Origin of the sequence: Pseudomonas sp. PSE1(2024) (genome assembly GCF_050990555.1) — a bacterium.
In the GTDB taxonomy this organism is placed as follows: Bacteria; Pseudomonadota; Gammaproteobacteria; order Pseudomonadales; family Pseudomonadaceae; genus Aquipseudomonas; species Aquipseudomonas aphyarum.
Genome location: NZ_CP158967.1, coordinates 3,341,673 through 3,367,393, shown reverse-complemented (window position 1 = coordinate 3,367,393; position 25,721 = coordinate 3,341,673). Strand labels below are relative to the sequence as shown.

General features: G+C 61.5%; 22 protein-coding genes. 3 read left to right on the top strand and 19 right to left on the bottom strand.

The annotated features are described in order from the left end of the window. Positions 1 to 129 precede the first annotated feature (129 nt). Positions 130 to 1,095, top strand: a complete 966-nt coding sequence (locus ABTV87_RS15120; RefSeq protein ID WP_433897840.1) for a LysR family transcriptional regulator — start codon at positions 130 to 132, stop codon at positions 1,093 to 1,095. On the opposite strand, the gene ABTV87_RS15115 is transcribed toward ABTV87_RS15120, so the two are convergent. Genes ABTV87_RS15115 through arnB form a run of 10 tightly spaced genes read right to left on the bottom strand, consistent with a single transcriptional unit; the run spans position 1,079 to position 12,038 of the window. After that, positions 1,079 to 1,606, bottom strand: coding sequence for a GNAT family N-acetyltransferase (locus ABTV87_RS15115; protein WP_433897839.1), 528 nt, complete (start codon positions 1,604 to 1,606; stop codon positions 1,079 to 1,081). The two genes, ABTV87_RS15120 and ABTV87_RS15115, sit on opposite strands and share 17 nt — an antisense overlap. 36 nt (positions 1,607 to 1,642) lie before the next feature. Then, a complete protein-coding gene (locus ABTV87_RS15110; protein WP_433897838.1) occupies positions 1,643 to 3,262 on the bottom strand; it encodes an ArnT family glycosyltransferase in 1,620 nt (539 codons plus the stop codon). After that, positions 3,235 to 4,614, bottom strand: coding sequence for a UDP-glucose dehydrogenase family protein (locus ABTV87_RS15105; protein ID WP_085603465.1), 1,380 nt, complete (start codon positions 4,612 to 4,614; stop codon positions 3,235 to 3,237). Before ABTV87_RS15105 ends, ABTV87_RS15110 begins: the two co-directional genes overlap by 28 nt. Beyond that, positions 4,611 to 5,015 (bottom strand): 4-amino-4-deoxy-L-arabinose-phosphoundecaprenol flippase subunit ArnF, encoded by a 405-nt coding sequence (gene arnF, locus ABTV87_RS15100; protein WP_433897837.1) that lies wholly within the window; start codon positions 5,013 to 5,015, stop codon positions 4,611 to 4,613. Before arnF ends, ABTV87_RS15105 begins: the two co-directional genes overlap by 4 nt. Further along, a complete protein-coding gene (gene arnE / locus ABTV87_RS15095) occupies positions 5,012 to 5,356 on the bottom strand; it encodes a 4-amino-4-deoxy-L-arabinose-phosphoundecaprenol flippase subunit ArnE (protein WP_262159537.1) in 345 nt (114 codons plus the stop codon). Before arnE ends, arnF begins: the two co-directional genes overlap by 4 nt. Further along, positions 5,353 to 7,002, bottom strand: a complete 1,650-nt coding sequence (arnT, locus tag ABTV87_RS15090) for a lipid IV(A) 4-amino-4-deoxy-L-arabinosyltransferase (protein WP_433897836.1) — start codon at positions 7,000 to 7,002, stop codon at positions 5,353 to 5,355. The genes arnE and arnT overlap by 4 nt, the downstream gene beginning before the upstream one ends. Continuing rightward, positions 6,999 to 7,883 (bottom strand): 4-deoxy-4-formamido-L-arabinose-phosphoundecaprenol deformylase, encoded by an 885-nt coding sequence (gene arnD, locus ABTV87_RS15085; RefSeq protein WP_433897835.1) that lies wholly within the window; start codon positions 7,881 to 7,883, stop codon positions 6,999 to 7,001. The genes arnT and arnD overlap by 4 nt, the downstream gene beginning before the upstream one ends. After that, on the bottom strand, positions 7,883 to 9,874 hold the full coding sequence (gene arnA, locus ABTV87_RS15080) for a bifunctional UDP-4-amino-4-deoxy-L-arabinose formyltransferase/UDP-glucuronic acid oxidase ArnA (RefSeq protein ID WP_433897834.1): 1,992 nt from the start codon (positions 9,872 to 9,874) through the stop codon (positions 7,883 to 7,885). Before arnA ends, arnD begins: the two co-directional genes overlap by 1 nt. After that, positions 9,871 to 10,893, bottom strand: coding sequence for an undecaprenyl-phosphate 4-deoxy-4-formamido-L-arabinose transferase (arnC, locus tag ABTV87_RS15075; RefSeq protein ID WP_230731001.1), 1,023 nt, complete (start codon positions 10,891 to 10,893; stop codon positions 9,871 to 9,873). The genes arnA and arnC overlap by 4 nt, the downstream gene beginning before the upstream one ends. Next, a complete protein-coding gene (gene arnB / locus ABTV87_RS15070; RefSeq protein WP_433897833.1) occupies positions 10,890 to 12,038 on the bottom strand; it encodes a UDP-4-amino-4-deoxy-L-arabinose aminotransferase in 1,149 nt (382 codons plus the stop codon). The genes arnC and arnB overlap by 4 nt, the downstream gene beginning before the upstream one ends. A 447-nt stretch (positions 12,039 to 12,485) precedes the next feature. On the opposite strand from arnB, the gene ABTV87_RS15065 reads away from it, so the two are divergent. Continuing rightward, entirely contained in the window at positions 12,486 to 13,331 is an 846-nt protein-coding gene (locus ABTV87_RS15065; protein ID WP_260404351.1) for a site-specific integrase, read from the top strand. Here the strand turns inward: ABTV87_RS15065 and ABTV87_RS15060 are convergent, their stop codons facing one another. The 8 genes from ABTV87_RS15060 to ABTV87_RS15025 form a co-directional block, all read right to left on the bottom strand. Next, positions 13,332 to 14,384 carry an ABC transporter ATP-binding protein gene (locus tag ABTV87_RS15060; RefSeq protein ID WP_221534929.1) on the bottom strand — a complete coding sequence of 351 codons (1,053 nt, stop codon included), beginning with the start codon at positions 14,382 to 14,384 and terminating at the stop codon, positions 13,332 to 13,334. Beyond that, positions 14,381 to 15,976, bottom strand: a complete 1,596-nt coding sequence (locus tag ABTV87_RS15055; RefSeq protein WP_433897832.1) for an ABC transporter permease — start codon at positions 15,974 to 15,976, stop codon at positions 14,381 to 14,383. Before ABTV87_RS15055 ends, ABTV87_RS15060 begins: the two co-directional genes overlap by 4 nt. A 3-nt stretch (positions 15,977 to 15,979) precedes the next feature. Continuing rightward, the gene (locus tag ABTV87_RS15050; RefSeq protein WP_207982804.1) at positions 15,980 to 16,993 is read right to left on the bottom strand and encodes an iron ABC transporter substrate-binding protein; all 1,014 of its coding nucleotides are present in this window, start codon (positions 16,991 to 16,993) and stop codon (positions 15,980 to 15,982) included. A gap of 213 nt (positions 16,994 to 17,206) precedes the next feature. Continuing rightward, complete coding sequence (locus ABTV87_RS15045) at positions 17,207 to 17,758, bottom strand: PqiC family protein (RefSeq protein ID WP_433897831.1); 552 nt, start codon at positions 17,756 to 17,758, stop codon at positions 17,207 to 17,209. Positions 17,759 to 17,774: 16 nt separating this feature from the next. Continuing rightward, on the bottom strand, positions 17,775 to 19,430 hold the full coding sequence (locus ABTV87_RS15040) for an intermembrane transport protein PqiB (RefSeq protein WP_007951303.1): 1,656 nt from the start codon (positions 19,428 to 19,430) through the stop codon (positions 17,775 to 17,777). A gap of 113 nt (positions 19,431 to 19,543) precedes the next feature. Continuing rightward, positions 19,544 to 20,845, bottom strand: a complete 1,302-nt coding sequence (locus tag ABTV87_RS15035) for an NAD(P)/FAD-dependent oxidoreductase (RefSeq protein WP_433897830.1) — start codon at positions 20,843 to 20,845, stop codon at positions 19,544 to 19,546. Continuing rightward, complete coding sequence (locus ABTV87_RS15030) at positions 20,842 to 21,930, bottom strand: polyamine ABC transporter substrate-binding protein (protein WP_007951305.1); 1,089 nt, start codon at positions 21,928 to 21,930, stop codon at positions 20,842 to 20,844. Before ABTV87_RS15030 ends, ABTV87_RS15035 begins: the two co-directional genes overlap by 4 nt. Positions 21,931 to 22,120: 190 nt before the next feature. After that, a complete protein-coding gene (locus ABTV87_RS15025) occupies positions 22,121 to 23,479 on the bottom strand; it encodes a glutamine synthetase family protein (protein ID WP_007951306.1) in 1,359 nt (452 codons plus the stop codon). 161 nt (positions 23,480 to 23,640) lie between these two features. Here ABTV87_RS15025 and ABTV87_RS15020 point away from each other — a divergent pair, with 161 nt between their 5' ends. After that, positions 23,641 to 24,549, top strand: coding sequence for a helix-turn-helix domain-containing protein (locus tag ABTV87_RS15020; RefSeq protein WP_433897829.1), 909 nt, complete (start codon positions 23,641 to 23,643; stop codon positions 24,547 to 24,549). 108 nt (positions 24,550 to 24,657) lie between these two features. Here the strand turns inward: ABTV87_RS15020 and ABTV87_RS15015 are convergent, their stop codons facing one another. After that, on the bottom strand, positions 24,658 to 25,707 hold the full coding sequence (locus ABTV87_RS15015; RefSeq protein ID WP_085603513.1) for an acyltransferase family protein: 1,050 nt from the start codon (positions 25,705 to 25,707) through the stop codon (positions 24,658 to 24,660). Positions 25,708 to 25,721 lie beyond the last annotated feature (14 nt).

The following is a 25,721-nucleotide window of genomic DNA, read 5'->3' as shown; positions in this document are numbered from 1 at the left end:
TTGGCACTGATGTTCGGGATTTTTTGGCGGTTGCCAAGGCTTGTTTTCTGTGATCATTATTATTAGCCGGCGATGTTTTTGTTGTTGGACACAGATTGTTGAACATTGCGCCAGAGGTAAATCAGCATTATGGAAACCCCACTTTCCAATTCCGGAAACCCACCGGTCAAAACCGCTCACCGGGCACCTTTGGCCCTCAGCGGACTGGATTTCAAACTGCTCAAGGTGTTCAAGGCGGTGGTCGAGGCCGGCGGTTTCAGCGCGGCGCAAAACGAGCTGAACGTGGGCCTGGCCGCGATCAGCAAGCAGATCTCCGACCTGGAAATCCGCATCGGCATGCGCCTGTGTACCCGTGGCCGCGAGGGGTTTCACCTGACCGAAGAAGGGCGTCTGGTGTATCAGGCGTCGATCGATCTGTTTGCCTCGGTCGACAACTTTCGTGATCGGCTTAGTTCGGCGCAGAACGAACTTATCGGCGATCTCGGGGTGGGGGTGATCGATAATACGATCAGTGACGATAATTCGCCGTTAGTTGCTGCGCTTAGAAAGATAAATGAACATTCACCGAAAGTAAGGTTTCAACTTCAAGCCACCCAGTTGGATGAAGTAGAAAGAGGCGTAGTAGAGGGGCGCCTAGTTGCGGGAATAGTCCCGGTTTATCAGAAGCGCGAAGAGTTCGATTATTACCCTCTCTACGAAGAACGCTCGCAGGCTTACTGCGCCGTCGGCCACCCGTTGTTCGAGATGCCGGCGGAGCAGATGGGCGGCAACGTGCTGCAGGAATACGAGTGCATCAACCACCGCTACGCGATCCATCGCGACAAGCTCAACTTCGCCCGCTACGACAGTTTTTCCGCGTCGGCGACCCAGGTCGAAGCCGTCGCGTTGCTGATCAAGACCGGGCGTTTCGTGGGCTTTCTGCCCCAGCACTACGCCGCCACGCTGGTGGCCGCCGGGCAGTTTCGCGCGGTGTGCCCGGAGCTGATTCACTTCGACACGCCGTTCAATCTGATCCTGCGGCACAACACCGTGCGCAGTCCGCTGGTCAAGGCGTTCGCCCAGGCGCTGGGGGTTGATCTCAAGCCGACGGCGTGAGTATCAGGCGCATGGCGCAACGTCGCTCGCCGGGCAATCCGTGAGCGATTTCATCGCGCAATACATGGTTCAGACGCGCGTCCGTGTCCTCGGTGTTCAATAGCGCAAAACCCACGCGTTGATAGAACGGCGCATTCCACGCCAGATCGCGAAACGTCGTCAGCGTCACCGCCCGAAGTTGCCACAGACGCGCCTGTTCAATCGCCGCCAACAGCAACTTGCGACCGACGCCCCGACCCTGAAAGTTTTGGCTGACGGACAGTTCCTCAATGTGCAACTGTTGGTCGACAGTCACCGCCCTTAAAAAACCTGCAAGTTGCCCGTCGTTGTTTTCCGCCACCCACAGTTCACCCCGGTCAATGGCCGGTAAATGCGCCGAGGCCTGCGGCACGGCGGCATCTGCAAGCCAGGCCAGCGAAGGGTCGAGGCGAAACAACCCGGCGGCCGAACGCTCGATGGCGGGGAGGGCGATGGCATCGGCTGCCAGGGCCTGTCGCACGGTAAAGGTCATCAGTCTGCGGTCCCTGTCGAAATCACGTCGCGCAGGTTAAGGCGTCAGCCACAGCAACACATAATCGTTTTTGTCGAAACGCCCGCTCAACACCGGCCGCAGCGTTCCGAGCGGCGTGCCTTGCAGGGCCTGCAAGTCGCTGCGGTCCATCATCAGCCACGCCGGCCCCTTGAGCGCTTCGAGTGCTTGCGTGGTTTCAGTGAACAGCGGTTGCAGATCCTGCTCGACGTTGACCATAAACTTGATCGCCTTGGCGTCCTTGCCCATGCCGTGCAGCACCAGCGGCGCAGGTTGCTCGTGGATGCGCGCGAGTGCCGCCTGGCTGAAGGTTCGCGTGTCATACAGCTGGCGCTCAACCGGCTCGAACACCAGCGCATACGCCGACCAGACCGCCAAAACAGCGCTGAACGCGAGGACTTCGGTTCGCCAGCGCGACAGCCACAACCGCGACAACGCGGCCAGTTGCAGCAATCCGAGCACGATCATTACCGGCGTCAGGTCGGTCAACGACTCGGGAAACCGTCGCTTCGCCACCCACAACAAGACGATCAACAACGCGGGAATCAACAACCACAATCCCTGCATGGCGACACGCAGCCAGGCAAACACCCGGCCGTGCAACACCTGAAACGGATACGCCGCAATGATCGCCGCCATGGGCAGCATCGGCAGCAGGTAACGGGCCTTTTTCGCCTGTGGAATCGACAGCCCGAGCATCACGATCAACCCCGCAACGGCGCAATACTGCACCAGTCGCAAAGCCGGGCCGCGTTGCCGGGGCTTGCTCAACCATGCCGCCGCCAGTGCCAGCAAGGCCAGCGGATACGCCAGCGCGTAGTTGCCCAGTGAGCTGGTGAAGTAATACAGCGAACCGCTGACGCCTTCGCTGCCGTCCATGCGCCCCATGAACTGCATGCGGATCACGTCCTGACGAAACGCCGGCCCACCGCTGACCTCCGCCAGCCACAACAACAGCCCGACGCACGCCACCAGCAGCAGCGAAGCCAGCACACCGAAGATCAACAGGCGCGACCATTGGCGATCCAGCAGGTAGTAACTGCACAGCATGCCGGTCGGCACCACCAGCCCGATCGGCCCGCGAATGCCGAACCCCAGCAGCAACAGAATGAACACCAGCGGCCAGCGTCGTCCGGCAGCGAAATGGTCGTGGGCATAGCCGAGGTAGAACACCGAAAACGCCACGGCGGCGAGCATCAGGTCCTGCGACACCGCACGGGTTTCGGTGATGAAAGTGCTGGTGAGCATCAGCAGCGCGATGCTGACCACCGCCCAGCGCACGGATGAAGGCGCGAGCAAGCGATACATCAACGTCACAATCACCGCGCCGGCGACAGCGCTCGGCAGCCACGCCGTCAGGCTGTTGACCGTCCCGAACGGCAACGAAAACAGCCAGATGAACAAGGTCGAGAGCGACGAATAATCGGCGTAAGGCTCACCATAAGTGGTGGGAAAAATACTGGGCCCGTGCCGGAGCATTTCCTGGGCGAACAACACGAAACGCGAGTCAAAACCGATGGGCGCCTGCCCGTACACGCCGGCGATGAACAGCAAAAACGCCAGCAGCCCTGCGATCAGGGACTGCCGGCGCAGGGCGGGAGTTAAACCGATCAAGCCACGTCCGAGGCGTGCGGCCATTGCTGCAACGGAATCGGCAGGGTGCGCGATTCGCCACGGCCCATCGGGAAGTAATGGAAACCGTTGCGGGCCAGGCGTTCGGCGTCGTACAGGTTACGACCGTCGAAGATTACCGGAGCCTTGAGGCGTTGCTGGATCAGGTCGAAATCCGGCGCCTTGAACTGCTGCCATTCGGTGCAGATGATCAGCGCGTCGGAACCGGCGAGCACCGATTCCGGGGTGCCCATCAGCATCAGTTTTGATTCTTCCGGGTACAGATGCTGGGTTTCCTGCATCGCTTCCGGGTCGAACGCCCGCACGCTGGCGCCGGCGGCCCACAGCGATTCCAGCAGAACACGGCTCGGCGCGTCGCGCATGTCGTCGGTGTTCGGCTTGAAGGCCAGGCCCCACAGGGCGAAGGTCTTGCCGCGCAGTTCGCCCTTGTAGAACGCATTAATGCGTTCGAACAGCTTGTGTTTCTGCCGCTGGTTGATCGCTTCCACCGCTTGCAGCAAATCGCTGGAGCAGTGCGCCTCTTCGGCACTGTGGATCAGCGCGCGCATGTCTTTGGGGAAGCACGAACCGCCGTAGCCGCAACCGGGGTAGATGAAGTGGTAGCCGATGCGGCTGTCGGCGCCGATGCCCTGGCGCACCGATTCGATGTCCGCGCCCAGGTGTTCGGCCAGTTCGGCGATCTGGTTGATGAAGCTGATCTTGGTCGCCAGCATGCAGTTGGCGGCGTACTTGGTCAGCTCGGCGCTGCGCAGGTCCATGAACATGATGCGGTCGTGGTTGCGGTTGAACGGCGAATACAGATCGCGCATTACGTCGCGCACTTCTTCGCGCTCGCAGCCGATGACGATCCGGTCGGGCCGACGGCAATCGGCGACCGCCGAACCTTCCTTGAGAAATTCCGGGTTGGACACGATATCGAACTGCAACAGGCGCCCGGCCTTGATCAGCGCTTTGTCCAGGTGGGTGCGCAAGGTGTCGCCGGTGCCGACGGGTACGGTGGATTTCTCCACCAGAATCAGCGGTTTTTCACGGTGACGGGCCACGGCGTCACCCACCGACAGCACGTAACGCAGGTCGGCCGAGCCGTCTTCTTTCGACGGGGTGCCAACGGCAATGAACGCGACCTTGCCGTGCTGCACCGCGAGTTTTTCATCGCAGGTGAATTGCAGGCGCCCGGCGTCCAGACCCTCGCGGACCAGGCTGGCCAGCCCCGGCTCGAAGATGCTGACATGGCCCTGGCGCAGCAGCTCGACTTTCTTCTCGTCGATGTCCATGCACACCACGTCATGGCCGACTTCGGCCAGCACGGCGGCCTGCACCAGGCCGACATAACCGCTACCAAACACTGTGATTTTCATGGCGAACTCCTCAATTCGGGCGCACGGGCCGGACGAGTGTTGATGGTGATGACCCCGAGCATGACCAGCGCCACGCCCAGTGATTTAGAGAAACTGAAGGATTCGTTGAACAGCGGCAGACTGGCCGCCAGCAGGTACACCAGCGCGTAGCTAATGCTCAGCAGCGAATAGGCCCGGCCCAGCGGCAGATCGCGCAGGGCGGCAAGCCAGCAAAGCATCGACAGCGCGTAAGCGAAGATCGCCGCGAGCACCACGGCCAGCGCACTCGAATCGACGCTGGGCATGGCCAGCCACTGATCCGGCCGGGGCAGACGCGTCATGCTCCAACGCATGCTCAGTTGCGCCACGCTGACCAGCAGCACGCTGGCCAGGGCGAAGAAGATTCCACGACGCTGGTTCATGACTGCTGCCCCAACAACGCCACGCCACCGATTACCAAAAACACGCCGAACCAGTGTTGAACGTCGACGGGCTCCTTGAACACAAAGCGGGCGATCAAGGTGATGATCACGAAGTTGAGGCTGAGCATCGGGTAGGCGATGCTGACCGGCAGGCGCTGCAACACCAGCAGCCACACCAGCAGACCGGTGCCGAGGGCAAACAGCGCCAGCCACAGCCACGGCGAGCGCACTTTGCGCGACCATGAAAGGCTCGCGCCGCGCCAGCTCTCGACGGCGAATTTCTGTGCGACCTGGCCCAGGCAGGTCAGCAGGCAGGCGAGCAAGAGCAGCCACAGGCTCATGACGCCTCCTGCGGAAGAATCACGATCACCAGATTGCCTTGCTCATAACGGACGCCGTCCTTGGGCAGTCTGTCGAGTTCGTCCAGTTCGTCTTGCCCCTTGACCCGCATCAGCACGCCGACCGAACCGGTCTTGCGGGCTTCGCGCATCCACTGTTGCACCTGATCGGGATCGACCCGTTGGTGAATGCCATCAGGATAGGCAAGGCCATATTTCAATTCGCCTATCGTGTTGTACATCGCCACCTGGGGGCGTTTGACCCGCCAGGACAGGGCCGACGCGGCGCCCAGGTCGTTGCTCAACAGGTGCGTGGTGGCCGCGAGCTCCGTCTGGTGGGCGAGGACGAACTGGTCGGGCATCTTGTTCGCCACCACCGATTTGGGCAGCGCTGCCGGCAGCAATGCGATCAGCAGCAGGCTCCCCACCGCCGGCGCCGCCCAGCATTGCAACGGGCGGAAGGCTTGCAGCAGGTTGCTGATGATCCAGCCGGTCAGGGCGATGAACACCAGCACCAGGCTGTGCAATTCGTGGTCGTACAGCGGACGCTTCAGTTGCACGTAAACCAGTCCGATCAGCGTGACCAGTCCCAGCAACAGGTTCAGCAGACCATTGAGGCCCAGCGCCCGGCCTTGCTCCAGGCGCAAGCGATCGGCCAGCGCATGGCCCAGCAGCAACGCCAGCGGCAGCAGGCACGGCAGGATGTAGGTCGGCAGCTTGCCGTTGCTCAGGCTGAAGAACAGCAGCGGCATCAGCAGCCACAGGCCGAGAAACGCGATGCCGGTTTCGCGGCGGGTCTGCCACGCCTGCTTGAATGCCACCGGCAACATCCCGACCCACGGCAGACTGAACGCCACCAGCAGCGGCAGGTAGAACCACCACGGCGCGTCATGCTGGGCATCGTCCCCGGCAAAGCGGCGGATGTGCTCGTGCCAGAAGAAGAACCGCCAGTAATCCGGTTCCTGACCGTGCACCGCCAACACCCACGGCAGGCTGACGATGATCGCCACCGCAATGGCCAGCGGGCCGTACAGCAGCAATTCCTTCCAGCGTTTTTGCCAGAGCATCCACGGCAAAGCGATCAGCACCGGCAGCAGCCAGGCGAGAAAACCCTTGGTCATGAAGCCCATGCCGCAGGCCAGGCCCAGCACCGCCCAACCGGCCAGGCGCTGACCGTTGGAGCGGCTGTCGAGGGCAAACCACAGCGCCACCAGACTCAGGTTGACCCAAAAGGTGAATTGCGGATCGAGGTTGGCGTAACCGGCCTGGCCGGCGACGATGACGAAGCTCATGTAGAGCAGGGCGCAGACGAAGCTTTTGCGTGGGTCATTCCACAAACGGCGAGCGATGAGGAAGCACAGCAGCACGCTCAGCCCGGTACTCAGGGCCGAGGCAAACCGCACGCCGAACAGGTTCTGCCCAAACACGGCCTGCCCGATAGCGATCATCCAGTAACCGGCCGCCGGTTTTTCGAAGTAACGCAGGTTCATGAAATGCGGCGACACCCAGTTGCCGCTCTGCAGCATTTCCTGGCTGATCTGCGCATAGCGGGTTTCATCGGGAATCCACAGACCATGACTGCCCAGCGGCAGCAGCCAGGCCAGCAGGAAAATCCCCAGCAACAGCGGCAATGCCCAGCGTTTGCTCATGCGCCTTGCACTCCCAGCCAGCCTTCGCGGCCTTCGAGGGCACCGCGCTGCACCCGGCCGACGGGCAGGGTGTTGAGAAACTCGGGCAGCAAGTCGCCCAGCGGTTGAAAGTTGATGTTTCGCTGGCGTGCGTCGGCCAGCAATCGACGAAAGTCTTCGGCCATCAGAATCCCTTCTACTTCGGCGTGAATGGTGTAGACGTTGAGGTTGTCCTGGCGGAACCGGTCGAGGATGAAGGCGTTGAAATCCTTCGCCACCACACTCGGCCCGACCACTTCATCGAAGGTCGGCAGGTCCACCGGAATCTGCGGCGCACCGACCGAGCCATCGGCCAGCAATGGCCGGAACAGCCGCTGCCCACGGCAATCGCTGTTGTAGCGAAAGCCGAAGGCCTGTTTGGCTTCGATCACACGCTCGTCCGCGCGCCAACCGGCGGCGGCCGAACACGTGACCTTTTCGCCGAGGATGTCGCTCAAGGTGTCGACGCCCTGACGGATCTGCTCGACCAGTTGCGCATCGCTCCAGCGCCCGGCATTGGCCTGCCAGCCGTGGTGATCCCAGGCGTGCAGGCCGACTTCGTGGCCGGCGGCCCGGGCCTGACGCATCAGGTGCCCGAGGTCGCGGCCGATCGGTTTGCCCGGCCAGGCGGTGCCGGCCAGCAGGATGTCCCAGCCGTACAGGCCGGCGGCGTTGGAGCGCAGCATCTTCCAGAGGAACTGCGGACGGATCAGGCGCCACAGGTGCCGGCCCATGTTGTCCGGGCCGACACTGAAGAAAAACGTCGCCTTGATCTGCGCCTCGTCGAGGATGTCGAGCAGACGCGGCACGCCTTCGCGGGTGCCGCGAAAGGTGTCGACATCGATGCGCAAACCGGCCTGCATTAACGCTTGCTCTCGATTTCGGCCATTGCCTCACGCAAGAAGAAATCCAGCGTGTTGCCGATGGTCTCGCGCATTTCCACGGTCGGCGTCCAGTCCAGCAGGCGCTTGGCGTTGGCGATGCTCGGTTTGCGGTGCTCGACGTCCTGGTAACCGGCGCCGTAGAACGCCTTGCTTTCCACGTCGCGGAAACCGGCGAACGGCGGGAAGTTGGAACGCAACGGGTGAGCCTCGAACTGACGCAGCAGTTCTTCGCCCAACTGACGAATGCTCGCTTCGTTGTCCGGGTTGCCGATGTTGATGATCTGGCCGTTGCAGACGTCGTTGTCGTTATCAATGATCCGCGCCAGCGCCTCGACGCCATCGGCGATGTCGGTGAAGCAGCGTTTCTGTTCGCCGCCGTCGAACAGGCGGATCGGTGTGCCTTCCACCAGATTGAGGATCAACTGGGTGATGGCCCGGGAGCTGCCGATGCGCGCTGAGTCGAGGCGATCCAGCCGTGGGCCCATCCAGTTGAAGGGACGGAACAGGGTGAAGTTCAGGCCTTTGGCGCCGTAGGCCCAGATCACCCGGTCCAGCAGTTGCTTGGACACCGAGTAGATCCAGCGCTGTTTGTTGATCGGGCCGACGATCAGGTTGGAGCTGTCCTCGTCGAAGTGCTTGTCCTGGCACATGCCATAGACTTCCGAGGTCGACGGGAAGATCACGCGCTTGTTGTATTTGACGCAGTAGCGCACCAGTTTCAGGTTTTCTTCGAAGTCGAGCTCGAACACCCGCAGCGGGTTGCGCGTGTATTCGATCGGCGTGGCGATGGCCACCAGCGGCAGGACCACGTCGCATTTCTTGATGTGGTACTCGATCCACTCCGAGTGAATGCTGATGTCGCCTTCGACGAAGTGGAAACGCGGATGGCTGCGCAGGCGGTCGATGGCGTCGGAGCCGATGTCCAGGCCATAGACTTCGTAGCGCTCGTCACGCAGCAGACGCTCGGACAAATGATTGCCGATGAAGCCGTTGACGCCGAGGATCAGCACCCGTGTACGGCGCGGGCCACGGCCGGATTCGGCACCGCGCAGCAGCGAGCCGTCCACCAGACCGAGTTCATTGGCCAGTTGCGGGCCGCTCAGGTACAGGCCGTTGTCGTTGCGCTGGCCGGCGTTGATCACCAGCGAATCTTCACCGCAGGCGATGCGCAGCGGATCGACACTGATGACCCGGCCCGGCGCCTGACCTTCGTTGCCCTTGACCACATCGGCGCTCCACACGATCAGCTTGTGCTCGCCCACAGCGCAGAAGGCGCCGGGGTAAGGCTGAGTCACGGCCCGCACGAGGTTGAACAGTTTTTCCGCCGGTTGGGCCCAGACCAGTTTGCCGTCTGCCGCGGTTCGACGGCCGAACACCGTGGCCTGGGATTCGTCCTGCGGGGTTTCTCGCAGTTTGCCGTGCAACATCGCCGGCAGTGCATCGCGCAGCAGGTCGCTGGCAGCGATCCGCAGTTTGCCGTGCAGGCTCAGCGCGGTGTCGCTGCGTTCGATGGCCACGCGTTGCTGGGCCAGGATGGCGCCGGCATCGGCGCGCTTGACCATGCGGTGCAGGGTGACGCCGGTCTCGGTTTCGCCGTTGACCAGCACCCAGTTGGCCGGGGCGCGGCCACGGTAGCGCGGCAGCAATGAGCCGTGCAGGTTGAACGCGCCTTTTTTGGCGGTGGCCAGCAAGGGCTCGCTCAGCAGGTTGCGATAGTAGAAGGAGAAGATGTAATCCGGATCGAGCTTGGCAATCCGCTCGATCCACAACGGGTGGTTGGCGTCTTCCGGTGCATGAACCGCGATGCCTTTGTTGGCGCACAGTTGCGCGACCGAGGCGTAGAACGCGTTTTCCTGCGGGTCATCGGCATGGGTGAACACGGCCGCAATGTCGTAGCCGCTGTCGAGCAGGGCTTGAATGCCGGCGCAGCCAATATCGTGGTAGGCGAAGACAACAGTTTTTGCGCTCATGAGAGAACCTGATCGGACGTGGAGTTGGAAGTGAGGCCGTCAACGGTGATGGCGGGGGCCGGCGTGGCGGGATGCCCGCGCAGGACCTTTTCGATGAAGAAACGCGGGCGGGCGCGCACATCGCTGTACATACGCCCCAGGTATTCGCCCAGCAGGCCCATGCCGATGAATTGGCCACCGGTGAACACGAACAGCACGGCGAACAGCACGAACAGGCCATCGCCGGCCCATCCGGCGCCAAAGGCCAGGCGCATGACGATCAACGCCGCCGCGAACAGCACGCCGAGCCCGGCCATGGCGAAGCCGACGATGCTCAGCAGGCGCAGGGGCGTGGTGGTCATGCAGGTGATCAAGTCGAACATCAGGTTGATCAGGCGCATCGGGCTGTATTTAGAATCGCCGTGTTCGCGCTCGGCGTGGGCCACGGTGATTTCCGTGGTGTGGCGGGCGAAGCTGTTGGCGAGGATCGGAATGAACGTGCTGCGTTCGCGGCAGGCGAGCATCGCGTCGATGATGGTGCGGCGGTAGGCGCGCAGCATGCAGCCGTAGTCGCTCATGGCGACGCCGGTGGAACGCTGCACGGCGAGGTTGATCAGTTTCGACGGATAACGGCGCAGGGCCGAATCCTGACGGTTGCCGCGCACGGTGCCGACCACGTCAAAGCCCTTTTCGGCCTCGGCCACCAGGCGCGGGATTTCTTCCGGCGGGTTCTGCAGGTCAGCGTCGAGGGTGATCACCACGTCGCCCTTGCACTGTTCGAAACCGGCCATGATCGCCGCGTGCTGACCGTAGTTGCGGTTGAGGATGACCGCCACGAACGGGCTGTCTTCGACTGACGCGGCGTCTTCGAGCAATTGTGCGGAGGCGTCGCGGCTGCCGTCGTCGACCAGCACGATTTCGTAGTCATGCCGCAATTGCTGGCAGGCGGCCTGGGTGCGGCGCAGCAGCTCCGGCAGGCTGTCTTCTTCGTTGTAGACCGGGATGACGATCGACACGCAATGAATCGGATAAGGTCTCACGGGCGTTTCCCCATCAGGTGTTCAATGGCCCCGACGACCCGGTCCAGATCCTGGTGGGTCATGTCGGGAAACAAGGGAATCGAGCACAGCCGCGCCGAGTTCCACTCGGTGTCGGGCAGGGACAGGTGCGGATCACGCTGGCGATACCAGGTGTGCAGGTGGGTGGCGATGAAGTGGATGCCGGTGCCGATGCCTTGCTCCTGCAAACCCTTCATGAAGGCTTCGCGATCGATCCCGCAGTGCTCGCTGTCGATGCGCAGGATGAACAGGTGCCAGGCGTGTTGTTGGGCGTACTGCGGCACGGCCAGCGGTTGCACCGGCAGGCCTTCGAGTTTTTGCAGGTATTGCGTGGCCAGTTCGGTGCGGCGGGCGTTGATTGCGTCCAGACGCTCCAGTTGCACCAGCGCAATCGCGGCGTTGATGTCGGCCAGGTTGTACTTGAAACCGGGCTCGATCACCTGGGCCTGGGGTTTTCGGCCGTGGGTCAGGCGGTCGTAGGCATCGACGCCCAGGCCATGAAACTTGAGCATGCGCACACGGTTGGCCAAGGCTTCGTCGTCGGTGACGAACATCGCGCCTTCGGCACAGGTCATGTTCTTGATCGCGTGGAACGAGAAGATCGCGGTGCCTTGCGAACCCACGTGGCGGCCCTTGTAGCGAGTGCCAGCGGCGTGGGCGGCGTCTTCGATCACGGCGATGCCGTGTTTGTCAGCCAGTGCGTACAGCGGATCAAGGTCGAACGCAGCGCCGGCGTAATGCACGGGAATGATCGCTTTGGTGCGCGGCGTGATGGCGGCTTCGATGCGCGCGGCGTCGGTCATCAGGGTGTCGCGGTCGACATCGACGAACACCGGCGTGGCGCCGAGCAGGGAAATCATGTTGGCGGTCGACACCCAGGTCTGCGACGGGGTGATGACTTCATCGCCGGGGCCGATCCCCAGCGCCAGTAAAGTTACATGCATGGCACCGGTGGCCGAGGAAAGTGCTACGGCGTGCCGACTACCGACATAGTTGCCGAAGTGTTCTTCCAATGCCTGATTCTTCGGCCCGGTGGTGATCCAGCCCGAACGCAATACTTGTTCGACGGCGGCAATTTCTTCTTCACCGATACTGGGGCGGGAAAACGGGAGAAACGCTTGACTCATAAGAACCTCGGGGCGACAGCCATCCTTCAGCCAATTGTCTGAAAAACACGTGTTTTCAAGGGTTTGAAGTACCACCCGGGGAATGCCTGATTGACTTTTGCGTCCCCGGACGGCACGTTGTGAGCCATTCGGGGCCCACCGGATGCATTTAAGGTTATGCGCGTTTTTGTGAAAGGAACATGAAAAAGCGGTTGGTGATTCGTCTATCTGAAACTTATACAGCCACCGTTCAGACTTCTTCCGTTCATCGGCGTTTTTAGTAGAAAAGTCCTACAGAAGTGCCCCGTCTTATTTAAGTTTTGTTGCCGTTTTTAGTTGTTTTGTTGAACTGTTTCTTATTCAAGGCCGTTTCGTTTGATTGACTTGTCGAGTACTGAATCCTCACCCTCCAACAGCAATCCGCTGACTGTTTATCTGGCGCGCCTGGCGCCCTCCAGCCAACTGACCATGCGTTACGTGTTGCAGGACGCTGCCGACCGTCTCGGTTTTGAAGACGTGAACCTTGAGGACATTCCCTGGCACGGGCTGCAACCGGATGACGTCGTTGCGTTAGTCGCTGCATTGCGCGCCGACAATTACGCACCGAACACTTCTTCGCTGTATGTAAACGCGATTCGCGGTGTGATGAATGAAGCGTGGCGCATGAGCCTTATCAGCCAGGACCATCTGTTGAAGATGCGCTCGGTCAAAGGCATTGCCGGCACGCGACTGTCTCAGGGGCGCAATCTGAAGCGCACGCTGATTCATGAATTGATGGAAGTTTGCGCGGCCGATCCGCGACCACAAGGTTTGCGCGATGCGGCGGTGATTGCGCTGTTGTACGGCACCGGCATGCGCAAGTCGGAGTCGGTGGATCTGGACCTGAATCAGGTGGACTTCACCGAACGCAGTCTGTGCGTCACCGCCAAGGGCAACAAACAACTGATCAAGTACGCGCCGGCCTGGGCGTTCGCCAAACTGAATGCGTGGCTGGAGTTCCGTCGCTCGGAACTCAAGGAAGGCGAAAGCGACGACGCGTTTCTGTTCAACCGTATTCGCCGTGGCAGCCACATCACCCGCGAGCGTATCACCAAGCATGCGATCTATTACATCGCCCGCCAGCGCGGTACTCAGGTCGGGGTGAAGATCATGCCCCATGATTTCCGGCGCTCGTTCATCACCCGGGTGATCGAAGAGCACGACCTGTCGATCGCCCAGAAGCTGGCCCATCACAGCAATATCCAGACGACCGCCAACTATGACGTGCGGGACGACAACGAGCGGCGCCTCGCGGTGGATCGCTTCGACCTGTAGTCAGGGTGTTGCAAAGACGTGGGCCGCTCCCAGAATGGACAACTGCACAGCGCTGCCGGCGGGTGGCGCGTGCATGCCGGAGCTGCGCACCAGCAGTGAGCGCCCGGGGCTGGCCTGGGAGCGAAGTTCCACCGTCAGGGTGCAGACGTTACCGCCAAAGTCCCGATCAGTGACCACTGCGTGACAGCCGTCCGGATCGGCGGGGATGTCCGACAGTTGCAGCTGTTCGGGCCGCAGCATGATCTGCGCGGCGCCGGAAAAACCGTTGGTGTTGACCGCCACCCGACCCAGATCGCAATGGGCCCAACCGGCTTCGATCCGGGCGGGCATGACCACGGCTTCGCCGAGAAAACGCGCGGTCTGTTCGTCGTCTGGGTAGCGATAGAGGTCCATCGGATGCCCCGACTGCACCAGCCGCCCATCACGCATGACGGCCAACTGGTCGGCGAACGACAGTGCTTCGCCCTGATCGTGGGTCACCAGAATCGTGGTCACGCCGGCATCTTCCAGCAGGCGCGCGACCATTTTGCGCATGGCGCCGCGCAGGCCGGTGTCGAGGGCGGAAAAGGGCTCGTCGAGCAGCATCAGGCGCGGCCGCTGGGCCAGTGCCCGGGCGAGTGACACTCGCTGCTGTTGACCGCCGGACAGTTCGTGGGGCCAGCGCGCGGCCATGTCGGCGTTCAGGGCGACGCTGTCCATCAGCGCCTGAATGCGCTCGGTTCGGGTACTGCCGGTTTCCGCCAGCCCGAAGCCGATGTTGTCGGCCACGGTCATGTGCGGGAACAGCGCGCCGTCCTGCGGCACGTAACCGATCTGCCGTTGATACGCGGGCACGGCGTGGGTGCTGTCGACCAGGGTCTGGCCGTTGAGCGTCAGGCTGCCGGCGTCGGGGAATTCGAACCCGGCAATCATCCGCAACAGGGTGGTCTTGCCGGAGCCGGACGGACCGACGATCACCGTGCGGCTGCCGGTCGGAACGGACAGGCAGATGTTGTCCAGTGCCGTTTGCGCGCCAAAGGATTTGCTTAAGGAAATGATGTCGAGAGCGTTCATCGGCCGGCACTGCGCCTGGATTGGTGATAGAGGATGGCCGTGAGCGGCAGCGACAGCAGCACCATCAGCAGTGCATAAGGCGCTGCGGCGGCATAGTCGATTTCGCTGGTCATGGCCCAGAAACCGGTGGCCAGGGTGCGCGTGCCGTTGGGCGCGAGCAGCAGGGTCGCGGTCAGTTCATTGGTAATCGCCAGAAACACCAGCGCCGCGCCCGCCGCCGCACCGGGCGCCGCCAGACGCAAGGTGATCAGCCACAGGGCGCGCAACGGCGAGCGACCGAGGCTTTGTGCGATGTTCTCCAGCTCCACCGGCGCCTGTGCAAACCCGGCGCGCAGGCTGACCAGCGCCCGGGGCAGAAACATCAGCAGGTAGGCCAGCAGCACGGTGATCGTGGTCTGGTAGATCGGTCGGGCGAAGTGGATGGTCACGGTGACCAGCGCAAGGGCAACCACGATTCCCGGCAAAGCGCTGGTGATGTAGTTGCAGCCTTCGAGCAGGCGTTGCAGCTTGCCGGGGGCGCGGATCGACAGCCAGGCAATCGGGATCGCCGCGAGGCTGGTCAACAGTGCGCCGGCCACGCCGAACGACAGTGTTTGCAGCAACGCCGGCAGCAGTTCATTGCCTTGCCAGACTTCGGCGCCACCGGCGATCAGCCATTTGCCGAGGGTCAGCAACGGCACGCCGAGGGCCAGCAGGCAGGTCAGGCCTTGCAGGCATAAACCCAGCGCGGCGGTGCGTCGTTGCAGGCGCACGGTGCGTTGCTCACGAGCGCTGCCGGAGCCGACGCGGGCGTACCGCGCATGACCACGGGCGCCGGATTCCACCACCAGCATCGCCAGGCAACACAGCGCCAGAACGCTGGCGAGCATGTTGGCGGCGGGGCCGTTGAAGGTCGATTTGAACTGGTCGAAAATCGCCGTGGTAAAGGTGTCGAAACGGATCATCGCGTACAGGCCATACTCGGCCAGCAAATGCAGGCCGACCAGCAACGCACCGCCGCAGATCGCCAGGCGCAGTTGCGGCAACACCACCCGGAAAAACACCGCCCATGGCTTGAGGCCGAGGGATTCGGCGACGTCTTCAATCGCCGGATCGAGACGACGCAACGTCGCCGCAATCGGCAGATAGAGGAACGGAAAATAGGCGATCACCGATACCAGCACCCCGGCCGGCAATCCATTGATCGACGGAATCAGACTGACCCACGCGTAACTGTGCACGAACGCCGGCACTGCCAGCGGCGCGACCGCCAGCAATGACCACAACCTTCGCCCCGGCAGGTCGGTGCGCTCGGTCAGCCACGCCAGGGTGGTGCCGAGCACGATGCAGATCGGCAGCGTGATCAACACCAGCAGCACGGTATTGATCAGCAGTTCGGCGACCCGAGGGCGGAAGACCAAGGCTTCGATGGTCGCCCAGCCGGTGTACCACGACACGCCGATCACGAAGCCGATCGGCACCAACGACAGCAGCGAAACCCCGATGGCCAGCACGACCACCCACGGACTCCCGCGCCCATTGAGGGCGCGGGTCCGGCGTGACAAATGGGCGGAGGGCGCCGCAGCGATCTCCGCAGGCAGCGGTTCAGGCATCAATTACAGCAGTCCTGCCTGGGTCATCAGTTCGACGGCTTTCTTGCTGTCGAGCTTCGATGCATCGACTTTCGGCGCGTCCAGATCCTTCAACGGCACCAGTTTGGGGTTGGAAGCAGCGTCCTTGCCCACCGCGTATTCAAAGGATTTGCCGGTGCGCAGCACTTCCTGGCCTTGCTTGCCGGTGATGTACTGGAGGAATTTCTGCGCGTCCTCCTGATGTTTGCTGGAGGCCAGCACGCCACCGCCGGAAATGCTCACGAACGCGCCCGGATCCTGATGCTTGAAGTAGTGCAGGGCGGTGTTCTTGCTGTTTTCACCGGTCTTGGCCTGATCGACGAACGCGTAGTAGTGGTAGATCACGCCGCTGTCGACTTGCCCGGCGTTCACTGCTTTGAGCACCGAGCTGTTGCCACGGTAAGCGGTGAAATTGGCTTTCATGCCCTTGAGCCATTCGAGGGTGGCGGCTTCGCCTTTCTGCTCCAGCACGGCGGCGACGATGGCCTGGAAATCCGCACCGGCAGGCGACGCGGCCCAGCGACCTTTCCAGGCTGGGCTCGCCAGATCCATCAGGGATTTGGGCAGGTCTTTTTCCGGCAACTTGGACGGGTTATAGACGAACACCGTGGAGCGCGCGGCGATACCGACCCATTGGCCGTGGGCCGGGCGATACGCAGCGTCGACTTGCTCAAGTGTCGCCGGAGCCACGGGCGCGAACAGCTTGGCGTTGTCCACCAGCACCATGGCCGGGGAGTTTTCTGTCAGGAACACATCCGCTGGCGATGCCGCGCCTTCCTGCACGATCTGATTGCCCATTTCCGTGTCATCGCCGTTGCGCACCGTGACCGGAATCCCGGTTTCCTCGGTGAAACCGGCGACCCAGGCCTTGGTCAGGGTTTCGTGCTGGGCGTTGTAGACCACCAGACCGACGGAATCGGCGGCAAACGCCTGCCCGGCAGCGAGCAGCGCAGTCGCCAGCGCGGCCTGTTTCAGAAAGGACGGAACGGATGGACTCATGGCGGGGCAGCTCCTGTTTTTAGACGTTATGGTTTGCGAGCACCCGCAGGGGATTCAAATGCGAATGCTTTGCAAAAATAGAGTCGCGGCAATGTAGGGTGGCAAACGAGAAAAATACGTCAAAGAAATCGTTAATAAATGTCATTGCCATTCAGATTAGCAGCGTCTGGCCGCTTGCACGGCGGCCGTACGTCATGCCGACTGGAGGAGGGATCAGGAGGAGGGTGGGCAGCCGCGTGAGCCGGTGGCGGCCTGACTGATCAACGCAGCCAGGCGCTTGACGTTGTTCTGCTGGGCGACCACCAGATCGTCGATGGTCGGCCCGGACGGGGTTTGCAGCAGCGAACGGCAGGCGATCAGGGCGTCGTCCCCGGTGTTGGCCTGGCGCAGGCGCCATTTGACGTCGATCAGCCCGTATTGCCCGGGAATCGAATCGAAGCGTTGCACATCGATGCGCACCGAGGTTTTACGCGGGCCGCCGGCATTACTCAGTTGATCCACCAGTGCGCTGCGCAATTCATCACTGAGGCTCGCGCCCCACCATTCGGTCTCGAGGATCGCCAGGCCGCTGTTGCCCTGGCGGATGACGATCTGTGGCCGATCAACCTGCGGCGGCACGCTGATGCCCTCGATGGCGATTTCCGAACCGGCGCGGCCGGCCATCGGTTGCGTCGGCGTCAGGGTGTGAAAGCTGATCGGGGCGCTTTTGCAGGCGCCCAGCAGCAGGCCGATCGCGAGCACGGTGAACTTCAGCTTTAAAGCCATGGGACAGCTCCTGTGCTCAATTGCGCGGCGGCCCTTTGAGGTCCAGCGGCGCGGCGTTGTCGGGGCGGCCGCGAATCAACGATTCCGGATGCCGGCCCAGATAATCGGACAGCTCACGCAACGAACGGGACATGCGCCCGAGTTCGTCGAGGGTCTCGGTCAGTTGTTCGCGTTGCGGCGAGTCTTCGGCCAGGGTCGAACTGGCCGATTGCAGGGTCTTGCTCACGTCGGCGAGGGTGTTCTGCACGCCGGGCAGGGTCTTGGCGTTGAACTGGGTCAGGCCTTTGCGCAATTCCACGAGGTTGCTGTCGAGGTTGCCGGCAATCCGTTCCACCGGCAGCTTGTTGAGCTTGTCGATCATCGCTTCGAGTTTTTCCTGCAACTGTTCGAGGCTGCCGGGAATCGTTGGAATACTGATCGGGCGAGCCGTTGGATCAAACGCGACTTTCTCGGCTTTCGGGTAGAAGTCCAGCGCGATGTACAACTGGCCGGTCAGCAGGTTGCCGCTGCGGGCCTGGGCGCGCAGGCCGTTGTCGATAAAGGTGCCGATCAGGCGCACGGCGGCGGCTTCGTCCTCCGGATTGTGATTGAGCACCTTGAGCATCTTCACGTGGGCCTGGCCGAGACGTGCCGGGTAGATCACGATCCCGACGTTGAGCGGGAAGCTGCGTTTTTTCGCATCGAAGTCCAGGTTGACGCTGACCACCCGGCCGATTTCCATGCCGAGGAATTCCACCGGCGCATCGACTTTCAGCCCGCGCAACGCCTGATCGAAACGCAGGCTCAGGTACTGCGCCTTGCCGTTGGGCGGGGCGAGGGCGGTTTGCTGGTCCTCAAACAGGTCGTAAGTCCTTTCTTCGGCGGCGGCAACGTCGTTGGGGCTGTACTCCGGCGCGCGGAAGGCGATGCCGCCGACCAGCAAGGTCGACAACGATTCGGTTTTCACCGCAAAACCGTTGGCACCGACGTTTACGTCAATGCCGCTGGCGTTCCAGAACCGGGTGTTTTCGGTGACGTAGGCGTCGTTTGGCGCATGGATGAACACCTCGATGTTCACCCCTTTGCCATCGGCGTCCAGCGCGTAGGCCACCACCTGGCCGACCGGGATCTTGCGGTAATAGACCGGCGAACCGATATCCAGTGAACCGAGGTCCGAGGCGTGCAGATTGAAGCGTTTGCCCGGCTCGCCGTAGGTGATCGGCGGCGGGTTCTCCAGACCTTTGAAGTGCTTGGCGCGCGAGTTGGACTGACCGATATCGGCGCCGATGTAGTCGCCGGACAGCAACGTGTCGATGCCCGAGACACCGCCCGCACCGATGCGCGGACGGACGACCCAGAACTGCGAGTCTTCGCGGGTAAAGGTTTCGGCCTGCTTGGCCAGTTTGATCGTGGCGTTGACGCTTTTCTGGTCGTCGCTCAGCTCGACGTCCGTGACCTGGCCGATGACCACGTTGCGGTATTTGACTTCGGTCTTGTTGGCGGTCAGGCCGCTGCCGGTCTTGAAGGTGACGACGATGCTGGGGCCTTCCTGCATCAGGTTGTGCACCACCAGCGAGATGCCCACCAGCACCGCAATGATCGGCACGATCCACACCAGCGAGATGCTGAAACGCCGGGTCTTGACCGGCGCCTGGCCGGGCGCTCGCGGTTGATCGGCGGCTGACGACTCCATCCATGACCTCCAGGGTGTGTTGGGCACTGAGCGTCAGGAACGCAAAAGCACTTCATCAATATAGAAGTGCTTCGCGATAGAGCAAATGTGCAGGACGCATTAACCGCGACGCGTCATCCCAGCACTTCCCGCAGGCGATACCAGAACATGCCCAGTGCCAGCAGTGGCGAACGCAGCGCCGGGCCGCCGGGGAAGGTCATGTGCGGCACGTTGCTGAACACGTCCATGCCCTGACTGTGACCGGCATGAATCGCCTCGCCCAGCAGCTTGGCGCACCAGTGCGTGACGTTCAGGCCGTGGCCGGAATAGCCCTGGGCGTAGAACACGTTCGGGTGCTGCTTCAGTCGACCGACCTGCGGGAAGCGGTTGGCGGTGATGCCGATCTTGCCACCCCACTGATAGTCGATGCGCACATCCGCCAGTTGCGGGAACACCTTGAGCATCTTCGGTCGCATGTAGGCGGCGATGTCTGCCGGATCCCGCCCCGAATAATGGCAGGCGCCGCCGAACAGCAAGCGTCGGTCCGCTGAGAGCCGGTAGTAATCGAGGCCGACTTTCTGGTCGCACAGCGCCAGATTTTGCGGAATCAGTTCGGCGGCGCGTTCCGCCGACAGCGGTTCGGTGGCGATGATGTAACTGCCGGCGGGCAGGACCTTGCCGCTGAGTTGCTGTTCGAGTTCGTCCAGGTGCGCGTTGCAGCCGAGCACCAGACTGCCGGCGCGCACGGTGCCGCTCTGGGTGCGCACCTGAACGGTCGGGCCGTGGACGATTTCCAGCACCGGGCTCTGTTCGAAAATACGCACCCCGAGGGAGGCTGCCAGCCGCGCTTCGCCCTGCACCAGATCCAGCGGATGCAAGTGGCCCGAGCCCATGTCGATCAGGCCGCCCTTGTAGACACCCGCGTTCACCACTTGCTGACGAATCAGCTCAGGGGCGACCAGCCGCGTTTCATGGCGGTAACCCAACTGCGCCAGGCTTTCCTGCTCGGTCTTGAAGGCGTCGAACTGCGCCGGGGTGTTGGCCAGCTCGCAGAAGCCCCAGCGCAGGTCGCACTCGATGGCGTTGTCGGTGATGCGCTGGCGCACCAGCTCCACCGAATCGATCCCGGCCCGGTGCAGGTAGCGCACGCCTTCACTGCCGACATGCCGGGCGAAGCCTTCGACGTCATGGCCGATGCCGCGAATCAACTGCCCGCCATTGCGCCCGCTGGCGCCCCAGCCAATGCGCCGGGCTTCGAGCAGAATCACCGAGAGCCCGCGCTGTGCCAGTTCAATGGCGGTGTTGACGCCGGTGAACCCGCCGCCGATCACGCAGACATCGGCGATCAGGTCGCCCGCCAGTTCGGGATAAGGTGTGCTGGCCCGGGCCGACGCGGCGTAATAGGAGAGGGCGTGTTCCTGGGTGTACTGATTCATTTGTTCGACTTCACTTTGCTCCAGGACCGGGTCATCAGACGCATGATCGACTGGGGCGGGGTAGAGGAGATGTAGAGCTTGTCGAGGACTTCCTGGGACGGATAGACCTCGGGATTGTTGACCAGCTCCGGATCCATGTATTGCTTGGCCGCCGGGTTCGGGTTGGCGTAACCCACCGAGGCGCTGACCTTGGCGATCACTTGCGGATCGAGCAGGTAATTGATGAAGGCGTGGGCTTCCTTGGTATTGCCGGCGTCGGCGGGAATCGCCAGCAGGTCGAACCACAGGTTCGCGCCTTCCTTGGGAATCGAGTAGGCGATGTTCACGCCGTTCTTGGCTTCCTTGGCACGGTTGGCAGCCTGGAACACGTCGCCGGAATAACCGAAGGCCACGCAGATGTCGCCGTTGGCCAGGTCGGACACGTATTTCGAGGAGTGGAAATAGGTGATGTACGGCCGGATGCTCAGGAGTTTCTCTTCGGCCTTCTTGTAGTCCTCGGGTTTCTCGCTGCGCGGGTCCATGCCCATGTAGTTGAGGATCGCCGGGAACACCTCATCGGCCGAGTCCATCATCGACACACCGCACTGGGTGAGTTTTTTCAGGTTTTCCGGTTCGAACAGCACGGCCCAGGAATCGATGTGATCGATGCCCAGCACTTGCTTGACCTTGTCGACGTTGTAACCGATGCCGTTGGTGCCCCACAGGTACGGCACCGAATGCTCGTTGCCCGGGTCGTTTTTCTCAAGCAGGGCCAGCAGTTTCGGGTCGAGGTTTTTCCAGTTCGGCAGCTGCGAGCGGTCCAGTTTGAGGAAGGCGCCAGCCTTTACCTGACGGGCGAGAAAGTGGTTGGACGGTACAACCACGTCGTAACCGGTGCGACCGGCGAGCAGTTTGCCTTCAAGGGTTTCGTTGGAGTCGAAGACGTCGTAGATCACCTTGATCCCGCTGGAGGACTGGAAGTCGGCGAGGGTGGTTTCGCCAATGTAATCGGTCCAGTTGTAGACGCTGACCTGGGGTTGGGCGAGAGCACCGGCACTGCACGCCAGGGCCAGCGCGGCGGGGATCATGGATTTCAACAGACGCATATCGACACCTCTTCGAATTATTGGATTTTTCAGGCGACTCTTGCTGATCGTTCCCACGCTCCGCGTGGGAATGCCTCAATGGACGCTCTGCGTCCGCTTTGTGACGCGGAGCGTCACGGGCTGCATTCCCACGCGGACGGTTCGACGCCTCGACGTGGGAACGATCGTGGGTTGGTTTTTGTTGTTTTAATCAGACGCTCAGCAACAGGAACTCCCGCTCCCAGGAACTGATCACGCGCTTGAAGTTTTCATGCTCGGCGCGTTTCACCGCGACGTAGCCGCGCACGAACTTGCTGCCCAGGTATTGCGCGACGGTGTCGCACTCTTCCATCTGGGTCAGGGCTTCTTCGATGGTGATCGGCAGGCGCAGGTTGCGGCGCTCGTAAGCCCGGCCTTCGACGGCGGCGCTCGGTTCGATGCCTTCGACCATGCCGATGTAGCCGCACAGCAGGCTCGCCGCGATGGCCAGGTACGGGTTGGCGTCGGCGCCGGGCAGACGGTTTTCAACCCGCATCGCCTCAGGCCCGGAGGTCGGCACCCGCAGGCCGACGGTACGGTTTTCTTCGCCCCACTCGACGTTGACCGGGGCCGAGGTGTCCGGCAGGAAGCGGCGGAACGAGTTCACGTTCGGCGCGAACATCGGCAGCACTTTCGGGATGTACTTCTGCAGGCCGCCGATGTGATGACGGAACAGGTCGCTCATGCTGCCGTCGGCATTGGCGAAAATCGGTTGGCCGCTGGCGATCTCGACCACGCTCTGATGCAGGTGCATCGCGCTGCCGGGCTCGTCACCGATCGGCTTGGCCATGAAGGTCGCGGTCACGTTGTGCTTGAGCGCGGCTTCACGCAGGGTGCGTTTGAACACGGTGATCTGGTCGGCCAGATCGAGCGCGTCGCCGTGGCGGAAGTTGATTTCCATCTGCGCCGGACCGTCTTCGTGGATCAGCGTGTCCAGGTCCAGGCCTTGCAGTTCGCACCAGTCGTAGACGTCTTCGAACAGCGGATCGAATTCGTTGGCGGCGTCGATGGAGAACGACTGACGACCGCTTTCGGCGCGACCGGAACGGCCCAGCGGTGCCTTGAGCGGCAAGTCCGGGTCTTCGCAACGCTGGGTCAGGTAGAACTCCATTTCCGGCGCCACGATCGGCTTCCAGCCTTTGTCGGTGTACAGCTGCAGGACTTTCTTTAGCACGTTGCGCGGCGACAGTTCGATCGGGTTGCCGAACTTGTCGAAGGTGTCGTGGATAACGATGGCGGTCGGCTCGATGGCCCACGGGATCACGTACACCGCATCGCTCACCGGCTTGCAGACCATGTCGATGTCGGCCGGGTCGAGCAGGTCGTAGTAGATGTCGTCGTCGACAAAATCCCCGGTTACCGTTTGCAGCAGCACACTTTCCGGCAGGCGCATGCCTCGCTCATGCAGGAACTTGTTGGTCGGTGCAATTTTGCCGCGGGCGATGCCGGTCAGGTCGCTGACCACGCATTCCACTTCGGTAATCTTGTGATCTTTCAGCCACGTGAACAGCTGATCGAAAGGGGCATTCATAAAGACCTCGTCGTTGGTTTTGTTGACGCGGGGGAAGGCGATTTCATCTTTCGCAGACTTCCCCTGAGGCGCGTTGACGACTATCTTGGGCGGGCCTTGACGTTCCATCTATCCACTTTCAGCAGCACCAAAGCGCACCAAAAGAGTGCGCAAGGTCTCCCATGACAACGTGTAATCCGCTACAGGTTCAAGCTTTCAACACCGCCGATGTCACCGAACAGATCCGCGCCACGCCGGGTTGGGTTCAGCATTACCAGCAGATGTCGCCGGGGCATTTCGCCGGGCAGATCCGCTATCTGGATTTGCAGGGTGTGGAGGTTTACGAAGAACAGATGAACACCCGGGTCGAGCAGAATTTCAGCGCGCCGGAAGGGTCGCTGGCGTTCTGTTTCGATCGCAGCGACAACGCGCTCTATCTGCTCAATGAAGAGAGCCGCAACATCTGGATCACCCCGGAGAACTATCAGGAAATCGCCGTGGTGTTCGGCCCGGAATTCGTCCGGCGCAACGGCCTGGACGTGGCCAGGCTGGAAGGTCTGTTCATGGCGCCGCTCAATGGCGCGCAGAACGGATTGTTCAGTCGCTGGTTAAGCTCGACCCTCACGAAGTTGTCGCAAACCCTTGACCAACCAAGCAAAGAAGCACTGACTCAACAGTTGCTGGAGGACTGTCTGTTCATCCTCGACAACGCGAGCGTGTGCCTGGACGGCGGTGGTTTACAGCGTCGCGCCGAAGAGCGAATCACCCTCAAGCGCGTGGGCGAGTGGGCGGCGGATTCGCCGGAAGAAACCCTCAATCTGCTGGAACTGTCGCGGGTGGCCGGGGTTTCCTTGCGGCAGTTGCAGCAGACGTTCAAGGCGTACACGGGGATGTCGCCGAGCCATTGGCTGCGTTTGCGCCGGCTTAACAGTGCGCGGCGGGAATTGCTCAAATGCTCGCCGGCAGATACCACGGTGGCGGAGGTCGCGATGAACTGGTCGTTCTGGCATTTGGGCCGTTTTTCAAGCAGTTACCGGGCGATGTTCAAGGAGTTGCCGAGCGAGACCTTGAAGCGCTCATCGTCCATGTGACGAGCGCTCTTCGCCTCAAACAAAAAAGGCGGGAGAGGTTTCGGTATTCACCGAAACCTCTCCCGCCTTTTTCACCTGCCGATTTTGCAAAGCTTGTTGCACTACCGATTAATCGACTCTGAGACGATTGAAGGAAGATGAAAGCGATCTTTTCATCAGTCTGGCCATCGGGGTTTCTATTTCTTTATGGATGACATGGGACGCACCTATCATCAACGCGATGGTGCCCCAGAGCAGCAAATGTGGATTGATGGCCGGATAAGCCATATTGAAGATCATGAAACCGATCATTTGATGCAGCAGGTAAAGCGGGTAAGTCAGGGCGCCCAATGCTGTCCAGTCGAACTTCCCGATGGCTGACGTTTTGTGCGTCGCGATAAAAAGAAACGTCATGAAAAACAGGGCAATGACACCGCAGATGATCAAGGCGTCGTATTCGGTCGAATATTTCAGTTCGATCGACTCGGCCCAGGTGATCGCGTTGTAGCTGGCCAATGCCTGTGCAGCGGCCAGCAGGGAAATACGCGCTTTGGTAAAACCCTTGTCCCATATGATGTAAAACGTCGCACCGGCGATGAAATAGGCCGCGTAGTCGGTGATCAATACCGAGCGCAACTTTTCGAAAGCAAAGACTTCCGCTGTGGCTGAAACCAGCAGCCAAAGTACAAGGAACGTTTCTATTTTCTCTATCTTCTTGAAAGCCAACAGAATGGCGATCATCAGGTAGAACTTTATTTCGACGAACAGTGACCAGTAGACCCCGTCTATGGGCGGCACACCGAGCACGTCACCGAGGAATGTCATGTTGATCACGTATTGATAAAGGTCAGCCGAAAATCTTGGCTGCCCAATGGCCAGCGTGACCAGAAAAGTGATCGTGCAGCACACCCAGAATGCCGGGCAAAGGCGGATGACGCGGGAAATGAAAAACACTTTGAGGTTGTTGCTCGAAGCCGTCATCAGGATCACGAATCCACTGATCATGAAAAACAGCTCGACCCCCAGATAACCGTATTTGGCCACGTCAGCCAGCAGCGGGTAGGGCATTACAGACATATCGCCCCTCGCATACCCGCGAAACGCATAGTGAAAAAACACCACGGCGATCGCTGCGAGGAAGCGCAACAAGTCCAGCTCGTTCAGTCGCCGGTTGTTCATGTACAGGCGCTCCA